Here is a 20869-nt window from a genome sequence, read left to right as displayed (position 1 = left end):
ATCCTCAGTCCTGCATTTCGGTCTGGCGTTCGACAGGGTCGATCAGCACGGCTTTCTGCTGGCGCACCAGCAAGTCGAGAATTTCTTCCTGGCGCTCGCCAAGAATGCCGTTGAAGCTGATGCCGCTGGATTTGGTCGGCGCCAGCATCGACACGCGGTACAGCTCGACACTCAGCGGTGAATCTATGGACAGCGGCCCGCTGCCGTTGCCCGCCAGTTCACCACCAACCACGATCAGCGAGACCTTGGCGTCGAACGGGTCGAGGGCAATGTCGCGGTCGGTGTCGGTCAAGTCCTTGATGTGGCCGTAGAGTCCCGTCAGGCCGTTGGCCATCGAGGTGTTTTCGTAGAGCTTGATGTTCACGCTGTTACGCACACGAATGCCGTGGCGACGATTGGCGATGACCTTGTTGCCCCACAACAGGTTGTCGCCGCTCTCATAGAGGGTGATGCCGTCGGTGTGGTTGCGGTAGATCTCGTTGTCGGCGATCAGGTTATTCACGCTGTTACGGTCGATCACCAGGCCCGAGAGCTTGTTGTCGTAGCTGCGGTTGTTGAAGATGAAGCTGTCGTTCACTTCCCGGGAAATGATGATGCCGTGCTTCTTCTTGGTGCCGTACACCGTGTTGTCGGCGATGATCAGGCCGTGGGATCGGTCATGGGGGTCAATGCCGTAGACGATGTTGTCTTTGTAGGTATTGCCCTTGATCACGAAGCCTGTGGTCTCGTAGCAGTAGAAGCCGTACCACATGTCCGAGAACTCGGAGTCGATGATCCAGCCGGTCGGCTCAGGACGCTTGAGCACTTTGGCCATGTTTGGCGTGTACTGGGAAATACTCACCCCGTAGGACTTACTGTTGGCGTAGCCGAAGCTGGCCATCTTGGTCTTGGAGATATAGGTCTCGGTGCCGCCCCAGGCCAGCAGGAACGGGCGGAATTCCTTGGCCGACTTGAACAGCGCCGGGCCGTTGGCTTTTTCATCCCAACCGGTGACCTTGGTATCGCGCACAAACAGCTGGCCGTCGTTGATCAAAAACGAGCCGGCTTGCTGGGACAGACGCAATTCCTGGGTATTTTTGTCGATATCGAGGATGCCCTTGCGCCCGACCACGATCGGCAGCTTGGCCAAAAAGACACCCGGCGACGTTTCGCTGAAGTACTGCTTGGGCAGCTTGCCCACCAGGTCCTTGAGGTTCATGTAGCCATCGTCGACAAAGATCGCCTGGGGAATGCCGTGCTGGCGCACTACCCATTCGGCCATCTTGTTATCGCCACCGATAAAGTCCTTGAGCGCGTCTTCCTGCATCATGCGGCGCACGCTGATCTTGCCCGGCTTGGTCTTGACGATCTTCTTTTCCATGGCTGCGGCGGTGTAGCCCGACAGGTCCGGCAGGGCAGGCTTGGCCATTTCCAGCGGCGCGGTGGGCGGGCTGGAAATGGTGTAGGTCTTGGCCTGTTGCAGTTCCTTGGCGATGATCGGCGCCTTGGCCGTCGTATCGGCGAACGCTGTGGCGCTGGCCAACAGCATTGCCGCGACGAGTAGGCTTTGAGCATTCATGGCGCAGGCTCCCATCAGAATTTCCAGACCACGTCGACAAACGCGCGGTGCATGTAGGAGTCGACCTGGCTGCCATAGGCGTCGCCCGGCTTGAACACGCCGGCACGCAAGCGCACCAGGGCCGACGGCTCGTCGATCGACTGGCTCAGCGCGGCGGGCAGCAAGCCTTTCTTGAAGTACTTGGTGACCACCAGGTCCATCTCCTGGCCGAGGTCTTTCTTACCGTCTTCCAGAGGCAGGGACGTGCTGGAGAGGATCGCGCCGGTGACGTCATCGGTGTTGTTCTGCACCGCATCGATACCGTTGCTGCCCACCGGCTTGTTGCCGTCCACGCGCCAGAACTTGTGGTACACCAGGCTGGCGTCGTAGTCCTCGCGCAGCTGCCAGGAACCGAACAAGCTCATGGACTGCATGTTGTTCATCTCGCCGCGATACGCTTCGCCGAAGCGGTGCACGCGGGATTGGGTGCCGGTCCAGTTCGAACGGTTGCTTTGCAGGCCGTTCTGCTCGTACTCGGCACTGGCGCGGGAGTAGGCCGCGCCCACTTGCCATTGCGGGTCCAGACGCAGGCGCACGCCGAGGTCGGTGGCCCAGCCACTCACGTTATCGCTGCGCTTGGCATTGGTCGGACGAGTGCCGTCGGCATTCAAGGCATTTACGGTGTCGCGGTCGCCGCGCATGCCGGTGATGCTGGCCCAGTAGTTGACGGTGTTGGTATTGCGCCAGTTGTAGGCGTCGCTGTTGGCTTCGATGCCGAGCCAGGTCAGGTCGCCGTTCTCGCGTTTGTCCAACGGGTCCGTGGCCACGCCTGGTTCGGCGTAGTCGAGCTTGCCGTCGTCATGGGTGTGGTGACCGCGCAGGCCGATCCACTGGCCCGGCGTCCACTGGTAGGCGGCGTCGGCGTAGAAGTGCTGGCGGTCCTTGTCCTTGGGCGAAAGTTCCTTGAGGTCGGTGCGGTACTCGCTGAAACGTTCGGCGGCGCCGACATTGGCCTTGAGCAGGGTGGTGTCGAAGGTCCAGTTCAGCGCTTCGATGTTGGTGTCGCGCCATTGGCCGTCGTCATTGCGCAGGCGCTGGCGACCGAACTTGAGGATCTCGCCGGGGTAGGGCGTGAAGCCGCTGTAGCCAACCCAGAACTCGCGCAGGGCCAGGTAGTTTTTCTTGGCCTTGCGGTCGTCGTTGCTCGATTGTTCGGTGGTGTCATCGGCCGACTGTTGCAAGGTGTCGGTCTCGATGATGTCGCTGGACACGACGGCCTGGCCCATGGCGTAGGCACTCCACGCGCCGCTTTCGCCGTAGATCCACGGGCGCAGGTCGAGGCCGATGCCGTTGACGTCGCCGCCTTTCTGGGTGCCGAGGTCGCGGTCATCTTCGGACTGTGCAGTGGCTTTGACCTCCAGGCCGAAGTTCTTGGCTTCGGTCAGCGCGGCCAGGGTCGGGCACGACCACAGCAGGGCGAAGGTCAGGCCGATGCCGGCCTTGACGAATGGGTTGAGCTTCATAGGGATTCCTCGCCGTCTTCTTCTTGCAGGGCGTGCAGTTGCAGCGTGCTTTGGGCCAGGGTGCCGCGGGCGGCCAGTTCCTGTTGCACCAGGCGTTGGCCTTCGGCGCGTTGCTCAGGGGTCAATGGCGCCTCGAGCTGGGTAGCCAGGTCATTGGCCTCTGGCGTGTCCTGGGCCTTGGCCAGTTGGCTGAAGACATAGGCGTTCAATGGGTCGGGCTTGGTACCCTTGCCTTGGGAAAACAGTTGGGCGATGGCGAAGTCGGCGCTGTTCTGGCCGTTGCGCGCAGCGGTCAGCAGGTGGTCCAGGGCTTTTTGCGGGTAGACCTTGCCCAGGTAGCCACGGCGGTAGATCTGGCCGAGGTAGTAATCGGCGGCCACTTCACGGCCCACGGCTTTTTCGAAGTGGGCTTCGGCGGCCTTGGCGTCGGCCGGCACCCACTTGCCTTCGTAGTAGAGCTTGCCCAGCAGCAGTTCGGCGCGCGGCTGGTCGGCGGCGCGGCCGTTGTCGAGGTACTTCATCATCTGGTCGACGTCGCCCATTTCGGGGAAGTCGTAGAGCAGTTGCGCCAGGCTGACCCAGGAGGCCGGGTAGGCAGGGGCGATTTTTTCAAGCAAAGCCTGGGCGGTTTTTTCGTCCGGCGTGCCGAGGCTGGCATCACCGAGTACGCGGGCGACGCTGTCGACGCGCTGGGCGGTGACGCTGCCACGGCTGTAGCCTGCTTCCATCTGCTTGAGCAACTCGGCCTGTTTTTCCGGCTCGGCTTTTTTCTGGTAGACCGTGGCCAGCTCGACGTAGCAGATATCGGTGGTGTTCAACGCGGCCTTGCAGATGCGCTCCACATCATCCAGATGCTGGTCGTAAGTGTCCTGGGTGCGATACAGCAGCACCTGGGCCAGGCCGGCTTCCGGGTAACCGGCCGCTTGCCATTTGCTGATCTGCTGCTGGGCATTCACGTTGGGGAAGCTGTGCGGGTATTGCAGGTACAGCATCGCCAGCGGGATCAGGGTATTGCCTTCGCCATTGGCAAAGGCTTTTTTCAGCAGGGTTTCGGCTTCATGGTGTTCAGCTTCGGTGGCGCCGGGCTTGGCCACCAGCAGGCGGCCGAGGCGTGCCTGGGCACGGGGCGAAATGTCCGCGGCCGCACGGTAAGTGGCTTCGGCCTGTTTGATTTGCGCCGGATCACGGGTACCTACCTGGATATCAGCCAGGCCCACTTGGGCCTCGCTGTAGCCCAGGTCTGCCAGTTGCTGGTAATTCTGCTGGGCGGTGACGGTATCGCCGCGCTTGAGCGCTTCATTGGCCAGGCGTTGGTCGGGCAGGCCGGCGCAACCGGCGAGGCTCACTGCCAGTGCCAGAGCGCAATAAGCCAGGGCAGTGTGGGATCTGCTCTGTGTGGGAGCTGGCTTGCCTGCGATGGCATCGCTGCGGTGCAACTGATGCACCGAGTCGCCTGCATCGCGGGCAAGCCCGGCTCCCACAGAGGTCAGCGGTGTTGTTGGAATAGAGTTCACAGGCATGTCCTCGCTTACAGACCGTGAGCCATGGCTTTATCGATCAGCCAGTTCAGGGAAGGGCCACGGTCGCTGGTGACTTCCACCGGGCGGCCGGCGTAGGTGCTGTCCAGCGGTGCATCCGGCTTGATCTGCACGCGGATGTCGGAGGACAGGTCGGCGCTGTTCAGGCTGGTGCTGCTGACGATGGTGCCGGTGCGAACCTGTTCTTCGTCGGCTACCTGGAAGCTCACCGGCGTACCTGGGCGCACATCACCGAACTGGCGATAGGTGAAGCGTGCTTCCACATTGGCTTGGCTGCCGCGTGGCACCAGTTGGAAGATCACATCACCCTTGCTGGCGTACTGGCCGTCGGCGACCAGTTGCTGGGCTACCACGCAATCGCATGGCGAGGTCAGGGTGCCGGTCATTTGCTTGCCGAACAGCTCTTCGACCTTGGCCGGTTGTAGTTGGTCTTCGTCCAGGTGGCCCTTGAGGACGTCGAGCATGCTGGTGCTGAAAGTCGCCAGTGGCGCGCCTTTGGCCGCAACCGAATCGCCTTTGAGCAAGCTCTGCACGGTGCCGTCACGCGGCATGGTCACGTTCATGCCCGGCACGCTGACGAGGCCGGCCTGGGCGTGGCTGACGAAGTACATGCCGTAGAGGGACTTGAAGACAAAACCGAACGCGGCCAGGCCCACCAGGAAAATCGCCAGGCTGAACGTCACGGCGCGCAGGCGACCGAATGCGGTCATGCCGCTGCCGCCGTCCTTGACCTTGCGTGCCTTGGTGAAGTTGTCGCGTTGCAGGGTCGCCAGCACGTCGCCCATGGTCACGATGTCGCCGGACAGGTGCGAGGTGATCAGGTGGCGCAGGGTGGAAATGTCCTGGGCATCGAGGTTCTGGAACTGGCAGCCGGTGCGGCCGGTCTGGCGGTCGTAGGAGCGAATCTGCAGCTCCACATCCATGGCCAGGCCGAGGTTATCGATGACGAATTGCAGGCGGCCCTTGTGCACCTGGCCGACGGTGAGCGGTTGGGTCGCGGTGAAGGCCAGGCCGCCGGCGGACAGGTCGATGACCCGCGCTTCGGTCGGCGTGCGGTCGCTGTTGAAGAAGCGCAGCTTGGCCGGGATTTTGACCCGTGCATGTTGGCGCTGGGCTTCGGATTCGTGGACAACGTTGGCGTTTACTTGGCTGTTCATAATGTTCTAGTTCCTAGTTAATTCAGGCTTGGCAGGGTCAGACCATCATCAGCAACACGGCAACGAAGATGCTGCCGGCGGAGAAGGTCATGGTCCGAGACGACCAGGTGTTGAACCAACGTTGAAAGCTGGCCAAATCGCGGGTCAGTTTGGTGTCCTGGCGGGTCCAGGACTGTTGATCAAGGCGGAAGAACACGTAGATCTTCACCAACGCGCCCATGATCTGGTTGTAATAGAGAATCATCGGGTAGGCCGGGCCGATCTTGTGGCCCGAGCACGACAGCAGCAGGGTCAGGATCAGGCGGGTAAGGCCGATCCACAGCAGGTAGACCAGGATGAACGCGCCGCCGTACTTGAAGGTGGCAATCATCGCCACGGTCAGGCCCAGCAGGGAGGTCCACATCGACACGCGCTGATCGAACAGCACTACGCTGGTGAACAGGCCGAGGCGACGTACACCCAGGCCGAGGGCGCGGGAGTTCTGGCGCAGGTTGTTGCCATACCAGCGGAACATCAGCTTGCGGCTGGCCTTGATGAAGCTTTTTTCCGGCGGATGTTCCACGGTGTTGATCGCGGCGTCCGGCACGTAGAAGGTGTCGTAGCCCAGGCGCATCAGGCTGAACCAGCTGGACTTGTCATCGCCGGTCAGGAACTTGAAACGCCCCAGGCGCCAGTGTTGCAGCGAGTCGCTTTCCACATCGGCGATAAAGCCCGGGTCGGTGACCACGCTGGCACGAAACACCGACATGCGCCCGGTCATGGTCAGCACGCGCTTGGACAGGGCCATGGAGCACATGTTGATGTGGCGCTGGGCAAAACGCAGCTTGTGCCACTCGCTCATGATGTAGCCGCCGCGCACTTCGCAGAATTCGTTGGTGGTCAGGCCGCCGACATTGCCGAACAGCTGGAACCAAGGCACGGTCTTGCGCACCACGCCTTCAGCGAGCACGGTGTCGCCATCGATTACGGCTACTACGGCGCGGTCATCCGGCAGGTGGCGAGAGATAGCACGGAAACCAAAGGCCAGGCCGTCACGCTTGCCGGTACCGGCGATGCGCACGAAGTCGAGCTTGACGTGGGCCGGCGGGTTCATCTTTTCCCAGAGGCTCTTGACCAGCAGCTCATCGGACATTTCCACCAGCGAGCAGACCACGGTAGTAGGGAAGCCGCATTCGATGGCTTCACGGATCACCGAGCTGTAGACCTGGGCGGTGGTCAGCGCGTCGATGCGGAAACTGGTGACCATCAGGAACACATGGGACGGGTCGGCGGCCTTGCCCAGCTTGCGCACTTTGCGGCGCAGGTGCGGATAGACCACGTACAGGAACAGCATGCCGCGAAAGAAATGCGTCGCGCCCATGGAGTAGCGCCAGATACCCACGGCACCAATCAGGAAAATAAAATTCTTCGATTGCGAATCGAAGGTGCTCGTCGGCAACAGCAGGGCGAGACCCATCAGCAGGCTGAGGAAGAACAACCAGCCGGCCGCTTGCAGAAATATATGTTTTAACTTGGACATAAGCGTCATCCGCAGGGGGAGGAGGCTTCAGGCTGCAAGCGCTGGGGATAAAGACACTTGCAGCCTGAAACTTGCCGTTGCTGTTACCAGCAAATACCTTCGGTACGGCCGCTCACGCTGGTGGCCTTGGACATGAAGCCCACCAGGTCGACCACTTGCTTGCCATGCGGGGCGTTCTGCGCCAGGGCACGGAACTTCTCATCGCGGTTGCCCAGGATGATCACGTCGGAGTTGTTGATCACGTCGTCGAAGTTCGAGTTGAGCAAAGACGACACGTGGGGGATCTTGCCTTCGATGTAGTCCTTGTTTGCGCCGTGCACACGGGCGTACTCGACGTTGCTGTCGTAGATGCTCAGGTCGTAGCCCTTGCCGATCAGCATTTCCGCCAGTTCCACCAGTGGGCTTTCACGCAGGTCGTCGGTACCGGCCTTGAAGCTCAGGCCCAGCAGCGCGACTTTGCGTTTGTCGTGGCTGGAAACGATGTCGAAGGCGTTCTGTACCTGGGACTCGTTGCTGCGCATCAGCGAGTTAAGCAACGGCGCTTCCACGTCCAGGGAGCCGGCGCGGTAGGTCAGGGCACGCACGTCTTTTGGCAGGCACGAACCGCCGAAGGCGAAGCCTGGACGCATGTAGTACTGGGACAGGTTGAGGGTTTTGTCCTGGCACACCACTTCCATTACTTCGCGACCATCGACGCCGACGGCCTTGGCGATGTTGCCGATTTCGTTGGCGAAGGTGACCTTGGTGGCATGCCACACGTTGCAGGTGTACTTGATCATCTCGGCAACGGCGATGTCCTTGCGGATGATCGGCGCGTCGAGTTCTTCGTACAGCGACTGCAGGACATCGCCGGAGGCTTTGTCGAACTCGCCGATGACGGTCATCGGTGGCAGGTCGTAGTCAGCGATAGCGGTGGATTCACGCAGGAATTCCGGGTTGACCGCAACGCCGAAGTCGACGCCGGCTTTCTTGCCGGAGCAGTCTTCAAGAATCGGGATCACCACGTTGGCCACGGTGCCCGGCAATACGGTGCTGCGCACCACGATGGTGTGGCGGGTAGTCTTGTCACGCAGCACAAAACCGATCTCGCGGCATACCGATTCGATGTAGTTGAGCTCCAGGTCGCCGTTTTTCTTGCTTGGCGTACCGACGCAGATCATCGACAGATCGGTGTCACGAATGGCTTCGGCGAAGTTGGTGGTACCGCGCAGCCGGCCAGTCTCGATACCCTGGCTCAACAGTTCGCCCAGACCCGGTTCAACGATTGGCGATTTACCCGCGTTGATCAGGTCGATCTTTTCCTTGGAGATGTCTACGCCGACCACTTCGTGGCCACGGGCAGACAGGCAACCGGCACAGACTGCGCCAACGTAACCCAAACCAAATATGCTGATACGCATCGCATTTACCTCTTTGTCACTGAAGACGTTCTTAATCATGCCAATAGATGGCCGGAGTTCATGTTTGCAAGCGTCACTGATGCCGCGAAAGTTAGGCGAATAGACGCCGACTTGCCGCGTGCAGGCATGTTGAATAGTGAGTGACTAACTATTGCACTCAAGTTGTGCGCAACTTGGCCTTTTTATTGGGGCTTGCCCTGAAATGCAGCCGGGCTTCCTTGGCGGAGGGCTCCGGCGCCAGTGCCGCAGGGCTTTGATATAGGCTGAAAGCCTTTTGATATCAATGCCTTGGGTTTTCACCACTGGCTCATTTAGGTCAGCGCTGCCTTGGCCTTCAGGGGTTGGCAATAAGTGCTTATCGCTACCCTCAACTCATACAGTTGATATTATGACCATAGAGTCAAAGTGTTTTATGACAACTTGACTACTTCCGTTGGTCGCTGTGTAAGTCATCTCTTACGTAAACAGAGAATTTCGTTACCGGTGGTATGAGCGGCGCTTCAGGGTGAAGTTCCTGGCCGCTCATCCTGTTTCCGGAAATTTCTTGAAATATTAGAAAAGATGGCACTGGCACTATAGTGATAGCACTTGCTATTTAAGCCAGTAGTTATGGGGAGTTGGAGAGAGAAGATAGTTTTGTGCCACTACTGATTAAAAAAAGTGGTGCCACTACGAAAAAAACCGACGAGTGTCGAGTGAAGAAATCGTTAGGGTTGTATCTGGATGTTTTTCTGGCGCCAAATAAATGACGATTTTTGGTTTGAAATACGAGCAAATGTGGGAGGGGGCTTGCTCCCGATAGAGGTGCGTCAGTCACTGAAGTGTTGACTGAAATACCGCAATCGGGGGCAAGCCCCCTCCCACATTTGGATCTCACTGTCTGAAAGAGGGGCGTAACGCCTTATTCCGGTGCGTGATCACGCAAGAACACCAGGTTATCCGGCTTGGACTGCTCCGCATCGAAGCGATAGCCCTGTACATCGAACTGCTTGAGCTTGGCCGGGTCGTTGATGCGCTCTTCGATCACAAAGCGGCTCATCATGCCCCGGGCCTTTTTTGCGTAAAAGCTGATGATCTTGTACTGGCCGTTCTTCAGGTCCTTGAACTCGGTGTTGATGACCCGCGCATTCAGGGCCGGGCGCTTGACCGCCGAGAAGTACTCGTTGGAAGCCAGGTTGAGCAGCACGTCATCGCCCTGTGCGGCCAATGCTTCGTTCAGCCACTCGCTGATACGTGTACCCCAGAAGGCGTAGAGGTCCTTGCCACGGGCGTTGGCCAGCTTGGTGCCCATCTCCAGGCGGTACGGCATCATCAGGTCCAAGGGGCGCAGCAGGCCGTAGAGGCCGGAGAGCATGCGCAGGTGATCCTGGGCGTAGCTGAAATCGGCATCGCTGAAGGTCTCGGCGTTGAGACCGGTGTACACATCGCCCTTGAATGCCAACAGCGCCTGCTTGGCATTGGCCGGGGTGAAGGCGGGCGTCCAGCTGCCGAAGCGGGCGGCGTTGAGGCCACCGATCTTGTCGGAGACGTGCATCAACTCGCTGATTTGTGCCGGGCTCAGTTCGCGTAGCTGTTCGATCAGTTCCTGGGAATGGTCCAGGTATTGCGGCTGGGTGAAGCGCGCAGTGGCCGGCTTTGACTCGAAGTCGAGGGTTTTGGCGGGGGAAATCACCATCAGCATGAAGTTGGCTCCTGGAATCGTGGCGTGTAGCGTGGGCGCGATTCTAGGGGTTGGGGCGTTTTGACTCCACCTATGATGGTGATAGGTGCGATCCGCTATGATGGCCGGTAACTCTGGAAAGGAAGACCCCGTGTGCGATTAGCGCTTTTATTGTCGGCTTGCCTGCTCTGCCTGAATGTCCAGGCGGCGCCGGTTGACGTAGCCAGCCTCGACCGCAGCACCTGGCCGGAAAAACTCAGCAGCCCGGCGCTGTTCGATGTGGCTTCGCGTGCGGAAATCCTGATGTTTGCCCACAGCCTGCTGACCAGCGAGGCCCAGGACGAAACGGCGCTCAAGCAGCGGCTGGGCTTGAAGATCATCAACCTGGCGGCTATCGACGATCTGCGTCGCCAGTTGTGGCAACGGCTGTTGGAGAACTACAGCTTCGCCCAGCAAAGCTGCGAAGAAGATGCCTCGTTCTGCTTCCTGGTGGACAACATGGACGACCTGCGTGAGCAGGCCGGCAAGTTCGAGGTCAGTGACAACTCTTTCTATATAGGCTGGGCCGCCCCCAGCCGGCACTTCCACGAGCGCTACCTCGACGAACTGCTGCGCAAGGCTGCGCTGTTCCCGCAGATCAGCAGCGAAGTGGCGCGCTTTGGCGAGCATGAGCGCAATGGCGACGAGCTCAATGACCGCATGTTCTTGCTGACGTTCGATGGCGGCCCGGCACCGGTTGGTGGTAATACCGACTGGCTCACCGACTACCTGCGCAAACAGAAGATGAACGCGACCTTCTTTGCCCTCGGCAGCAGCTTGCAAACCCGTGTAGAGCGCAGCTCTGCTGCCGATGTGCAGGCGCTGTACCAGGGGCAGTGCGTAGGTATCCAGGGTTGGGAGTACCGTTCCCACAGCCATTGGGTTGACTGGCAAAGCTCCATCACCCGCAGTGCCGCGCTGGTGCAGAACCTGATGCCGGAAAACTATCTGCCGCTGTTCCGCCCACCCTATGGGCAGCGCCGCGCGGACAGCCAGGGTTTCTTCCAGCAGCAGGGTTTGCAGGTGGCGTTGTGGGACATCGATTCCCAGGACGAGCCGGGCAAGCTCAAGACCGATGAGTCGGCGCAGCGGGTGCTGACGCTGATGCTGCTGTGGCGCAAAGGCGTGATTGCCTTTCACGACACCCAGGACAAGGCGCGGGTGGCATTACCGATGGTGTTGCAGGCTACGGCGCAGAGTGGCTTGGGTTGGCAGGAGTGCCGCGAGGCATTTCGCTGAGAAGGCCGGCCCTGTTGGGGATGAGGATTTTTTGGGGTGATTTGCTGCGACATTTCGATGCAGGCGGACTTCCGACTTTAACGGGGCAGCTGGCACTCGGCTAGTGCTATTCGTCATCCTGAAAAATAAACTTCAAAAAAGCGTCAAAGTGCTTTTTCCTGTCATGGGTTTTGCGGTATTACGAAGTCAGACCGCCGAACCCTGCAACACAGGTGGCGTCTTCCAAGACTCCTCATGTGGGCACTGCACTTGACGTCACTCAGGTGTGGTCGGTGGTCGAATCGAGGCGCAGCACCGCCCAGGTATTGCGTCGACTGGCTCCCACAAAGGTGACCGAGTATGGATGATCATGGACGCACCCCTTCTTCCGACCAGCCAATCCTTTACGTGCTTGATACCAACGTATTGATCCACGATCCAAACGCACTGCTTAACTTCGAAGAACATCACGTCGCCATCCCGATGATCGTGCTTGAGGAGCTCGACAAACTCAAAAGCGGGCACCACAGCGTTGCCGCCGAATGCCGCCAGGCCATCCGCCTGATCGACAAGACGTTGGGCGAAGCCTCGCCCGATGACGTTGAGCTCGGCGTGCCGATCCAGCGTGGCAAGAGCGGGCCCAAGGGCTTGCTATCGATCCTGATGAGCAAGCGCAGCGAGCCCAATAGCCTGCTGCCGGAAAACCTCAACGACAACAAGATCATCAATCAGTTGATCGACCTGCACGCGCGCGACAAGGACCTGCGCGTAGTGCTGGTGACCAAAGACATCAATATGCGCCTCAAGGCACGAGCGTGTGGGATCGCTGCCGAGGACTACAGCACCGACCAGCTGGTCGACGACGTGTCGATGCTCTCCCGTGGTTATCACATGATGACCGGCTCGTTCTGGGACCGTGTCAGCAAGGTCGAGACCCGCCAGGACCACGGCCGTACCTGGCACCAGGTGCAGTTGATCGACAACCTGCCGGCCGTGCACATCAATGAATTCATCGTCGACGAACAGGGCTTCGTGGGTTGGATCAAAGAGATCCAGGTCGACAAGCTGTTGATCCTCGACCTGCATCAGGAACCCCTGTTGCACCAGGAAGCCTGGGGCCTGAAACCGCGGGATATCTACCAGAGCCTGGCGCTGTACGCGCTGCTCGACCCGGACATCCATCTGGTCAATCTGACCGGCGCTGCCGGCTCGGGCAAAACCATCCTCGCCCTGGCTGCCGCCATCGAGCAGACCATGGTGACCAAGCGCTATCGCCGCATCATCGCCACTCGCAGCGTGCAGGGCCTGGACCAGGAAATCGGCTTCCTGCCTGGCACCGAAGCGGAAAAAATGGAGCCGTGGCTGGGGGCGATCACCGACAACCTCGAAGCCTTGCACATGGATGACGAAAACACCCATGGCAGCGTCGACTACATCCTCAGCAAAGTGCCGTTGCAGTTCAAATCCCTCAACTACATCCGCGGGCGCAGCTTCCAGCAGAGCCTGATCCTGATCGATGAGTGCCAGAACCTTACCCCGCACCAGATGAAAACCATCATCACCCGTGCCGGCGCCGGTTCCAAAGTGGTGTGCCTTGGCAATCTGGCACAGATCGACACCCCTTACCTGTCCGCGACCAGCTCCGGGCTGACCTACCTGACGGAACGCTTCAAAGACTTCCCCAACGGCGTGCATATCGCGCTGCAAGGGGTACCTCGTTCGATCCTGGCTGAATACGCCGAATCCCACCTGTAACAATGAGTGGCTAAATGCCACGAACCACCCCGGATTTTTCACGAAATCCGGGGTTTTTGTTGTGGGCGACATTTGTCTGCGATAACGCGCCCTGGGTGCTTGTGGTTTTTGTAATTATTTTGTTACATTTTTTCTCGCGGTAAAAACAATAAGAACACTCCACGACCCCGTCGGAACGCCACCTCCTTGATTCGACGAACGTTTTGAAGACCTATCTAGGGTTTTCACCGTGACCCTGCCTATTACAAAAGCCCGATACATCGCTCATTGACGACGCACATATCCAAAGGGAAAGGAAAATGGACGTAGCAGGTAATGGCTTCACTTTGTCGCAACACAAGCACGCCACTCGCTTCAAGCAGATACCCCTGACGCCCGTCGCGCTCGGCCTGGCCCTCTGGCTGGGCCAGGGTTCCATGGCCTGGGCCGAAGACAATCCCTACACCTCCCAGGTACTGGAGTCGGCATTCCGCAAAGCCGTCGCCTCCTTCGGCCCCGGCACCGGCGTGTACAAGAACCTGCGGTTTGCCTACGCAGATATCGTCGATCTGGCGGCCAAGGACTTCGCTGCCCAGTCCGGCAAGTTCGACTCGGCCCTCAAGCAGAACTACGAACTGCAGCCCGAAAACCTCACCATCGGCGCAATGCTCGGCGATACCCGGAGACCGCTGGACTACACCTCGCGCCTGGATTACTACCGCAGCCGGCTGTTCAGCAACAATGGTCGCTACACCACCAATATTCTCGATTTCTCCAAGGCGATCATCGCCAACCTGCCGACCGCCAAGCCCTATACCTACGTAGAGCCGGGCGTGAGCAGCAATCTCAATGGGCAACTGAGCGCCGGGCAATCCTGGGCTGGCGCAACCCGTGACTGGAGCGCCAATGCACAAACCTGGAAGACCCCGGAAGCCCAGGTCAACTCTGGCCTGGACCGCACCAACGCGTACTACGCCTATGCCCTGGGCATCACCGGCAAGGGGGTGAATGTCGGCGTGCTCGACTCGGGCGTCCTTACCAAACACTTCGAATTCCAGGGCAAGAATGCCCAGGGCCAGGACCGCGTGCAGGCGGTGACCTCCACCGGCGAGTACTACGCCACCCATCCGCGCTACCGCCTTGAGGTGCCCAGCGGCGAGTTCAAGCAGGGTGAGCATTTCAGTATTCCCGGGGAATACGACCCGGCGTTCAACGATGGTCACGGTACGGAAATGTCTGGTGTGCTCGGGGCCAGCCGCAACGGCACCGGTATGCACGGCATTGCCTTCGATGCGAACATCTTTGTCGCCAACACCGGCGGCAGCGACAACGATCGGTACCAGGGTTCCAACGACCTCGACTACAACGCGTTCATGGCCAGCTATAACGCCCTGGCGGCGAAGAACGTGTCGATCGTCAACCAGAGCTGGGGGCAAAGCTCGCGCGATGACGTGGAGAACCACTTCGGTACTGTCGGCGACAGCGCCGCGCAAAACCTGCGAGACATGACTGCGGCCTATCGCCCGTTCTGGGACAAGGCCCACGCCGGTCACAAGACCTGGATGGACGCCATGGCTGACACCGCACGGCAAAACAGCTTCATCCAGATCATCTCGGCGGGCAACGACAGCCACGGTGCCAACCCGGACACCAACGCCAACCTGCCGTTTTTCAAGCCGGACATCGAAGGCAAATTCCTCGCGATCACCGGCTATGACGAGACCAGCGCCCAGGTCTACAACCGTTGCGGCACCTCGAAGTGGTGGTGCGTGATGGGCGTGTCGGGCATCCCGTCCGCGGGGCCGGAGGGTGAAATCATCCCCAACGCCAACGGCACCTCCGCCGCCGCGCCGAGCGTTTCCGGCGCCTTGGCCCTGGTGATCCAGCGCTTTCCCTACATGACCGCCAGCCAGGCGCGGGACGTATTGCTCACCACTTCCAGCCTGCAGGCGCCGGATGGCCCGGACACGCCTGTCGGTGCGCTGACAGGTGGCCGCACCTACGACAACCTGCAGCCGGTGCACGATGCCGCCCCGGGTACGCCGCAAGTGCCGGGTGTGGTCAGCGGCTGGGGCTTGCCCAACCTGCAAAAAGCCATGCAAGGGCCGGGGCAGTTCCTTGGTTCAATGGCAGTGGCCTTGCCTACCGGTACCCGCGATATCTGGGCCAACCCGATTTCCGATGAGGCCGTTCGCGCCCGGCGCGTGGAAGACGCAGCCGAGCAGGCGACCTGGACGGCTACCAAGCAGCAGAAGGGCTGGCTCAATGGCCTGCCCAACAATGCGTCGGCTGATGATCAGTTCGAATACGAGATCGGCCATGCCCGCGAGCAGGCGACGCTCACCCGTGGCCAGGACCGGCTCACCAGCGCTACCTACGTTGGCAGCCTGGTCAAGTTGGGGGACGGTGAACTGGTGCTGGAGGGCCAGAACACCTATTCAGGCAGCACCTGGCTGCGCGGTGGCAAACTGTCGGTGGACGGCACGTTGACCTCTGCCGTGACGGTGGATGGCAGCGCCGTGGGTACGCGCAATGCGGATAACGGCGTGCTGACCACCTTGGGCGGCACCCTGGCCGGCAACGGCACGGTAGGGCCCTTGAGCGTCAACAACGGCGGACGTGTGGCGCCGGGCCATTCGATTGGCACCTTGCATACCGGCGACGTGACCTTCAATCCGGGCTCGGTGTATGCCGTCGAAGTCGGTGCCAATGGCCGCAGCGACCAGATCCAGAGCAGCGGTGTGGCGACTCTCAATGGCGGCGTGGTGAGCGTGTCCCTGGAGAACAGCCCCAACCTGCTGTCCGCCAGTGAGGCGCGCAGCTTGCTGGGCCAGCAGTTCAGCATCCTCAGCGCCAGCCAGGGCATCAATGGCCAGTTTGCCGCATTCGCGCCCAACTACCTGTTCATTGGCACGCAGCTCAACTACCAACCCAACCAGCTGACCCTGGCGATAGCGCGCAACCAGACCAGCTTCGCCAGCGTCGCGCAAACCCGCAACGAGCGGGCGGTGGCGACGGCGGCCGAGACGCTGGGCGCCGGCAGCCCGGTTTACGAAAGCCTGTTGGCTTCGGATTCAACCGACCAGGCACGGGACGCGTTCAAGCAACTGTCGGGACAACTGCACTCGGATGTGGCGGCGGCGCAAATGGCCGACAGCCGCTACCTGCGCGAAGCGGTCAACGGGCGTCTGCAGCAGGCCCAGGCGCTGGATTCCAGCGCGCAGATCCAGACCAGCGACAACGGCGGCTGGGTGCAACTGCTAGGGGGGCGTAATAACGTCAGCGGTGACAACAACGCCAGTGGCTACTCGTCGTCCACCAGCGGCGTGCTGTTGGGTTTGGACACCGAGGTGAGTGATGGCTGGCGGGTGGGGGCGGCGACCGGTTATACCCAGAGCCACCTCAATGGCCAGTCGGCTTCGGCAGACAGCGACAACTATCACCTGTCGGTATATGGCGGTAAGCGCTTCGAAGCCATTGCCCTGCGCCTGGGTGGCGCCACCACCTGGCACCGCCTGGACACTTCGCGGCGGGTGGCCTACGCCAATCAGTCGGACTACGCCAAGGCCGACTACAGCGCACGCACCGACCAAGTGTTCGCCGAGATCGGCTATACCCAATGGAACCTGCTCGAACCCTTCGCCAACCTCACGTACCTGAACTATCAAAGCGACTCGTTCAAGGAGAAAGGTGGCGCCGCTGCCTTGCACGCCAGTAAGCAAAGCCAGGACGCGACGCTGTCGACCCTGGGCCTGCGTGCGCATACGCAGTTGCCGATCAGCGCCACCTCGGCGGTGACCTTGCGCGGTGAGTTGGGTTGGGAGCATCAGTTCGGTGACACCGACCGCGAAGCCTCGCTGAAGTTTGCCGGCAGCGACACCGCCTTTGCCGTCAACAGCGTGCCCGTGGCCCGGGATGGCGCGGTGATCAAGGCCAGTGCGGAAATGGCCTTGACCAGGGACACCCTGGTTTCGTTGAACTACAGCGGCTTGCTGTCCAACCGCGGTAACAACAACGGGATCAATGCCGGGTTTACCTTCCGTTTCTAACCTTGGATGTTGTGATTAAAGGGGGGCGCTGCACCCCTTTATTTATGCAATAAACAGCCCTGCGCAAATTTGACCCACGGGTTTACAATTGCCGCTTCTGATCAGGAGTATCCCTGTGCTGACTCATCTCGATTCCCAAGGTCGCGCCCATATGGTCGACGTCACCGACAAAGTCGTGACATTCCGTGAAGCGGTGGCCGAAGCGCGGGTGCGAATGTTGCCCGAAACCCTGACAATGATTGTCGACGGCGCCCACCCCAAGGGCGACGTATTCGCCGTGGCCCGCATCGCCGGGATCCAGGCAGCGAAAAAAACCAGTGATTTGATCCCTTTGTGCCACCCGCTGATGCTTACCGGCGTCAAGGTCGAACTGCGCGCCGATGGCGTGGATGCCGTGCATATCCTGGCGCGCTGCAAGCTTTCCGGGCAGACCGGTGTAGAGATGGAAGCGCTGACGGCAGCCAGTGTCGCGGCGTTGACCATCTACGACATGTGCAAGGCCGTGGACCGTGGCATGACCATCGAAAGCATTCGCCTGCTGGAAAAGCTGGGCGGTAAGAGCGGGCACTTCAAGGCGGATCAGGTATGAGTATCAACGTGCTTTTTTTTGCCCGCTACAGCGAAGCGATTGGCCTGGATTCGCTGGAGATGGAAGGTGACTTCGCCACCGTCGACGCCGTACGCCAAGCATTGGCGGTCGATCCGGGCTTCGAAGTGCTCGACGAGACCAGCCTGATGTGCGCCCGCAACCAGGAGCTATGTGGCCTCGACGAGCCACTGCAAGCCGGCGATGAAGTCGCGTTTTTCCCACCCGTGACCGGAGGCTGACCATGGCCATTCGTGTGCAAGTCGAAGCCTTTGATCCCGGCGCTGAAGTCAACGCCATGCACGACGCCAATGTCGGCGTGGGCGCGGTGGTGAGTTTTGTCGGTTATGTGCGCGACTTCAATGACGGGCGCGAGGTGTCGGGGATGTTTCTTGAGCACTACTCCGGCATGACCGAAAAGGCTTTGACCAAGATCGCCGTCGAAGCTGAACAGCGTTGGCCGTTGCTCAAGCTGGAGGTGCTGCATCGCATCGGCGCGCTGGAGCCGGGCGAGCCGATTGTGTTTGTCGCGGCAGCCAGTGCTCATCGCCAGGCGGCGTTTGAGGCGTGTGCGTTTGTGATGGATTACTTGAAGACGCGGGCGCCGTTTTGGAAGAAGGAAAATACCCCGGACGGCGCACGGTGGGTGGAAGGGCGGGGTAGTGATCACGCTGCGGCAGAGCGTTGGAAGTCTTAAGGGGTCCATCCAGCATCTTTAAGTTACGAGTGATATTTCAAATACTTCTATAAAACTGTCAATTCTTACAGTTGTTTCGCGTCTCCCCAGCGGTTCTGATGAGGTCAAGGCACCGAGGGCGTGTTTCAGCGCCGTTCCGTTGCACCAGCGCTACTTATTGGAGACGTCGGGAAATGGCTACTCACGCAAGTACAAGCAACTGTCGTTTGTCGGGTTTAAGTATCAGGCGCCCCGCTGGGACGGAGGTGGCCAACGGACTCTATGCCAATGGCCGCCATCAATGTGAAGTCATTATTGATGTGGTTAAAGAAACATGCGGCCCTGATGGCGTTTGGGGTCGTTCGCTCTTGACGGATGAGGAGCGTGCCAGTGTCGCAGTGGTCAGTTGCTCAGAACACGACAATCAAACGCTAACAGCAGGGTGGAGTTGCGATAAGGAAAGAAATGAATTTGTTCTCGGACTTTGGATGGATAGTCCATCGGAGGAATTCGAGTATTGGCAGGTCGCTGGAGACGTTGGCGAGGCAAGCGGGGAAAGTATCAGCCGCTACTTGCGTTGTGATCCGAATGCGCCTGTTGGTGCGGAAGTTTTTATGGCGCGAGTGGTGATTGGCGGGGGTATTTATACTAGTGATGGCTTAAGCAAGGGAGTTGGCTCTACTGTCACTATCAGCGCCGTTGCACCATTTGAACTAAAAGCGTCCGACCTCGATCTTTACATGGATAACCAAGGCTACATAGCCGGCGCTACTTATCGAACGGAAGTACATATTTACTACTGGACGCCTCCTGGGAAAATGCAGTTCGTTAGAAACTTGGGATTTGAAAGGCCGCTGAATTTGCCCGGTGAGGGCGAGGATTTCAAGAGTACGCTGTTTTATCAAAATCCTCTTGAAAATCGTTGGTCAAACGTAGTGGGTACAGTTGTACACAAAGATAATCCTTCCGCAAGGCTTTATCTGGATGAGATACGCCCAGGTTTGCCAGCGCCTTCGGCGAACCCTCAATGCAGGTTTAATGAACGGCCGACTATTATGCGAGCCGTCAGATTGAAGTCGACCTTGACTGCTGAAAATAACGATACGAAAAGTTTTTGGAGGTTGTTGGATAACTATGGTACTGAACAAAAGTTTACATTGACCGTACCTAGTGTCGAAGTGCCAGGTCATCCTTACCTAATATTAGGCGGCGCCATTGCTCCTCCTCCTCGAAAGTTAGTGCATTTTGAAATTAAGCTACCCAATGGTCTGGAGTATACGAGAGAGTTATATCCGAATGATCGTCATCAATGCGTAGTTTTTGTTGAGATCATTGCTGAGCAATGGGATCCCGATAAGGGTTGGGAAGCCGTGAGATTGACGCAGGCTGAGCTCGACAGCTTTGCGATTACGCAATTTTCAGCAGATCCAGATGCGCCGCTTCCCGAAGGTTGGAGCTGTGACAAACAGAAAAATATATTCGATGCCGGGTTGAGATCTCAAAGTCGTGAAAAAGGCCGGCAAACTGGAGATTCAGAGTCTTCGAGAAGTAGTACCTCAATGGCAGTAGAAATTGTTTATCGATATATGCGTCGCAAGCCAAATTTAACTGTCATACCTGCTGTATTTATGGCGACTATCGAGGTGGGCGGAGTTAAGTATTCGACTAACTACCAGGTGGGTGATGTGAATTTTAATTCGCGAGTAATAATTCATCCTCAAGAATCCTATAGGTTGTTGGTCACTGATCTCGTCGAGTATGTCGATAATGATGCTTTTGCTGATGAACAGCATAATGTCAAGGCTTATTACTGGATGCCACCGCCAGGTTTGCGGTTTCTAGTCAATCGGGGGTTTGATAATCCAGTACCCGCATGGCGGGAAGGTGCCAGTTTTCGAACATCTTATCTTTATAGAAGGGATTTTCGATTCTATGCAAAAGGTGGGGTGGTGATTAATAAGGATGTTTTAAATCCCGTGGTTACACTGGAAGATATTGTCCTCGAGCAGGCCGATGGTCGTGAAAAGTATATCAGGTTAAATAAGTATCCTACGATAATGCGTGCTGTAGTTGCACTTGTGAGTGATGCTTCGAATCCGCACCTCGATACTAAAAGTAACTGGCGGTTATGGGATAATTTCGGGGTCGAACATGTATTTCGTCTTGAGCAATATCATTGGGGCGAACGTTTAAGGTTGGTTAAGGGCGATTGAGGTAAGGGGCGGCTATCAAT

The 20869-nt window shown here is 58.9% G+C and carries 14 protein-coding genes; 7 read left to right on the top strand and 7 right to left on the bottom strand.

Annotated features, from left to right (window positions below; translation table 11 throughout):
* Positions 1–4: 4 nt before the first annotated feature.
* The 7 genes from algG to yaaA all read right to left on the bottom strand — a co-directional run bounded on the left by algG (position 5) and on the right by yaaA (position 10355).
* Positions 5–1573 carry a mannuronan 5-epimerase AlgG gene (gene algG / locus BLU48_RS20345; RefSeq protein ID WP_057021507.1) on the bottom strand — a complete coding sequence of 523 codons (1569 nt, stop codon included), beginning with the start codon at positions 1571–1573 and terminating at the stop codon, positions 5–7.
* Positions 1573–3060, bottom strand: coding sequence for an alginate export family protein (locus BLU48_RS20340; RefSeq protein ID WP_046070997.1), 1488 nt, complete (start codon positions 3058–3060; stop codon positions 1573–1575). The genes algG and BLU48_RS20340 overlap by 1 nt, the downstream gene beginning before the upstream one ends.
* Positions 3057–4505, bottom strand: a complete 1449-nt coding sequence (algK, locus tag BLU48_RS20335; RefSeq protein ID WP_231989064.1) for an alginate biosynthesis TPR repeat lipoprotein AlgK — start codon at positions 4503–4505, stop codon at positions 3057–3059. The genes BLU48_RS20340 and algK overlap by 4 nt, the downstream gene beginning before the upstream one ends.
* Positions 4506–4588: 83 nt before the next feature.
* Positions 4589–5755, bottom strand: coding sequence for an alginate biosynthesis protein Alg44 (locus BLU48_RS20330; protein ID WP_005785015.1), 1167 nt, complete (start codon positions 5753–5755; stop codon positions 4589–4591).
* A gap of 37 nt (positions 5756–5792) precedes the next feature.
* Complete coding sequence (gene alg8, locus BLU48_RS20320; protein ID WP_164484813.1) at positions 5793–7274, bottom strand: mannuronan synthase; 1482 nt, start codon at positions 7272–7274, stop codon at positions 5793–5795.
* An 83-nt stretch (positions 7275–7357) separates the two neighbouring features.
* The gene (locus BLU48_RS20315; protein WP_043049799.1) at positions 7358–8674 is read right to left on the bottom strand and encodes a nucleotide sugar dehydrogenase; all 1317 of its coding nucleotides are present in this window, start codon (positions 8672–8674) and stop codon (positions 7358–7360) included.
* Between the two features lie 901 nt (positions 8675–9575).
* Positions 9576–10355 carry a peroxide stress protein YaaA gene (yaaA, locus tag BLU48_RS20310; protein WP_057021505.1) on the bottom strand — a complete coding sequence of 260 codons (780 nt, stop codon included), beginning with the start codon at positions 10353–10355 and terminating at the stop codon, positions 9576–9578.
* Between the two features lie 132 nt (positions 10356–10487).
* Between yaaA and BLU48_RS20305 the strand changes: the two genes are divergently transcribed.
* The 7 genes from BLU48_RS20305 to BLU48_RS31765 all read left to right on the top strand — a co-directional run bounded on the left by BLU48_RS20305 (position 10488) and on the right by BLU48_RS31765 (position 20849).
* A complete protein-coding gene (locus tag BLU48_RS20305) occupies positions 10488–11612 on the top strand; it encodes a polysaccharide deacetylase family protein (RefSeq protein WP_057021504.1) in 1125 nt (374 codons plus the stop codon).
* A 339-nt stretch (positions 11613–11951) separates the two neighbouring features.
* Positions 11952–13346: a PhoH family protein gene (locus tag BLU48_RS20300; protein WP_057021503.1), complete on the top strand. Its 1395-nt coding sequence runs from the start codon at positions 11952–11954 to the stop codon at positions 13344–13346.
* A 299-nt stretch (positions 13347–13645) separates the two neighbouring features.
* A complete protein-coding gene (locus tag BLU48_RS20295; protein ID WP_057021502.1) occupies positions 13646–17374 on the top strand; it encodes an autotransporter serine protease in 3729 nt (1242 codons plus the stop codon).
* 115 nt (positions 17375–17489) lie between these two features.
* Positions 17490–17963 carry a cyclic pyranopterin monophosphate synthase MoaC gene (gene moaC, locus BLU48_RS20290; RefSeq protein WP_057021501.1) on the top strand — a complete coding sequence of 158 codons (474 nt, stop codon included), beginning with the start codon at positions 17490–17492 and terminating at the stop codon, positions 17961–17963.
* Entirely contained in the window at positions 17960–18202 is a 243-nt protein-coding gene (gene moaD, locus BLU48_RS20285; protein ID WP_057021500.1) for a molybdopterin converting factor subunit 1, read from the top strand. Before moaC ends, moaD begins: the two co-directional genes overlap by 4 nt.
* 2 nt (positions 18203–18204) lie before the next feature.
* A complete protein-coding gene (gene moaE / locus BLU48_RS20280; RefSeq protein ID WP_057021499.1) occupies positions 18205–18657 on the top strand; it encodes a molybdopterin synthase catalytic subunit MoaE in 453 nt (150 codons plus the stop codon).
* Between the two features lie 245 nt (positions 18658–18902).
* Positions 18903–20849, top strand: a complete 1947-nt coding sequence (locus BLU48_RS31765; protein WP_124356013.1) for a hypothetical protein — start codon at positions 18903–18905, stop codon at positions 20847–20849.
* Positions 20850–20869: the final 20 nt, after the last annotated feature.

The organism is Pseudomonas synxantha (assembly GCF_900105675.1).
GTDB lineage: Bacteria > Pseudomonadota > Gammaproteobacteria > Pseudomonadales > Pseudomonadaceae > Aquipseudomonas > Aquipseudomonas synxantha.
This window is presented reverse-complemented; position numbering and strand designations above follow the sequence as displayed.

What these genes read in the sequence shown, in the direction of transcription:
- algG (WP_057021507.1), bottom strand. Translation starts at nt 1,573, where the DNA reads ATGGGAGCCTGCGCCATGAATGCTCAAAGCCTACTCGTCGCGGCAATG.
- BLU48_RS20340 (WP_046070997.1), bottom strand. Translation starts at nt 3,060, where the DNA reads ATGAAGCTCAACCCATTCGTCAAGGCCGGCATCGGCCTGACCTTCGCC.
- BLU48_RS20330 (WP_005785015.1), bottom strand. Translation starts at nt 5,755, where the DNA reads ATGAACAGCCAAGTAAACGCCAACGTTGTCCACGAATCCGAAGCCCAG.
- alg8 (WP_164484813.1), bottom strand. Translation starts at nt 7,274, where the DNA reads ATGTCCAAGTTAAAACATATATTTCTGCAAGCGGCCGGCTGGTTGTTC.
- BLU48_RS20315 (WP_043049799.1), bottom strand. Translation starts at nt 8,674, where the DNA reads ATGCGTATCAGCATATTTGGTTTGGGTTACGTTGGCGCAGTCTGTGCC.
- yaaA (WP_057021505.1), bottom strand. Translation starts at nt 10,355, where the DNA reads ATGCTGATGGTGATTTCCCCCGCCAAAACCCTCGACTTCGAGTCAAAG.
- BLU48_RS20300 (WP_057021503.1), top strand. Translation starts at nt 11,952, where the DNA reads ATGGATGATCATGGACGCACCCCTTCTTCCGACCAGCCAATCCTTTAC.
- BLU48_RS20295 (WP_057021502.1), top strand. Translation starts at nt 13,646, where the DNA reads ATGGACGTAGCAGGTAATGGCTTCACTTTGTCGCAACACAAGCACGCC.
- moaD (WP_057021500.1), top strand. Translation starts at nt 17,960, where the DNA reads ATGAGTATCAACGTGCTTTTTTTTGCCCGCTACAGCGAAGCGATTGGC.
- moaE (WP_057021499.1), top strand. Translation starts at nt 18,205, where the DNA reads ATGGCCATTCGTGTGCAAGTCGAAGCCTTTGATCCCGGCGCTGAAGTC.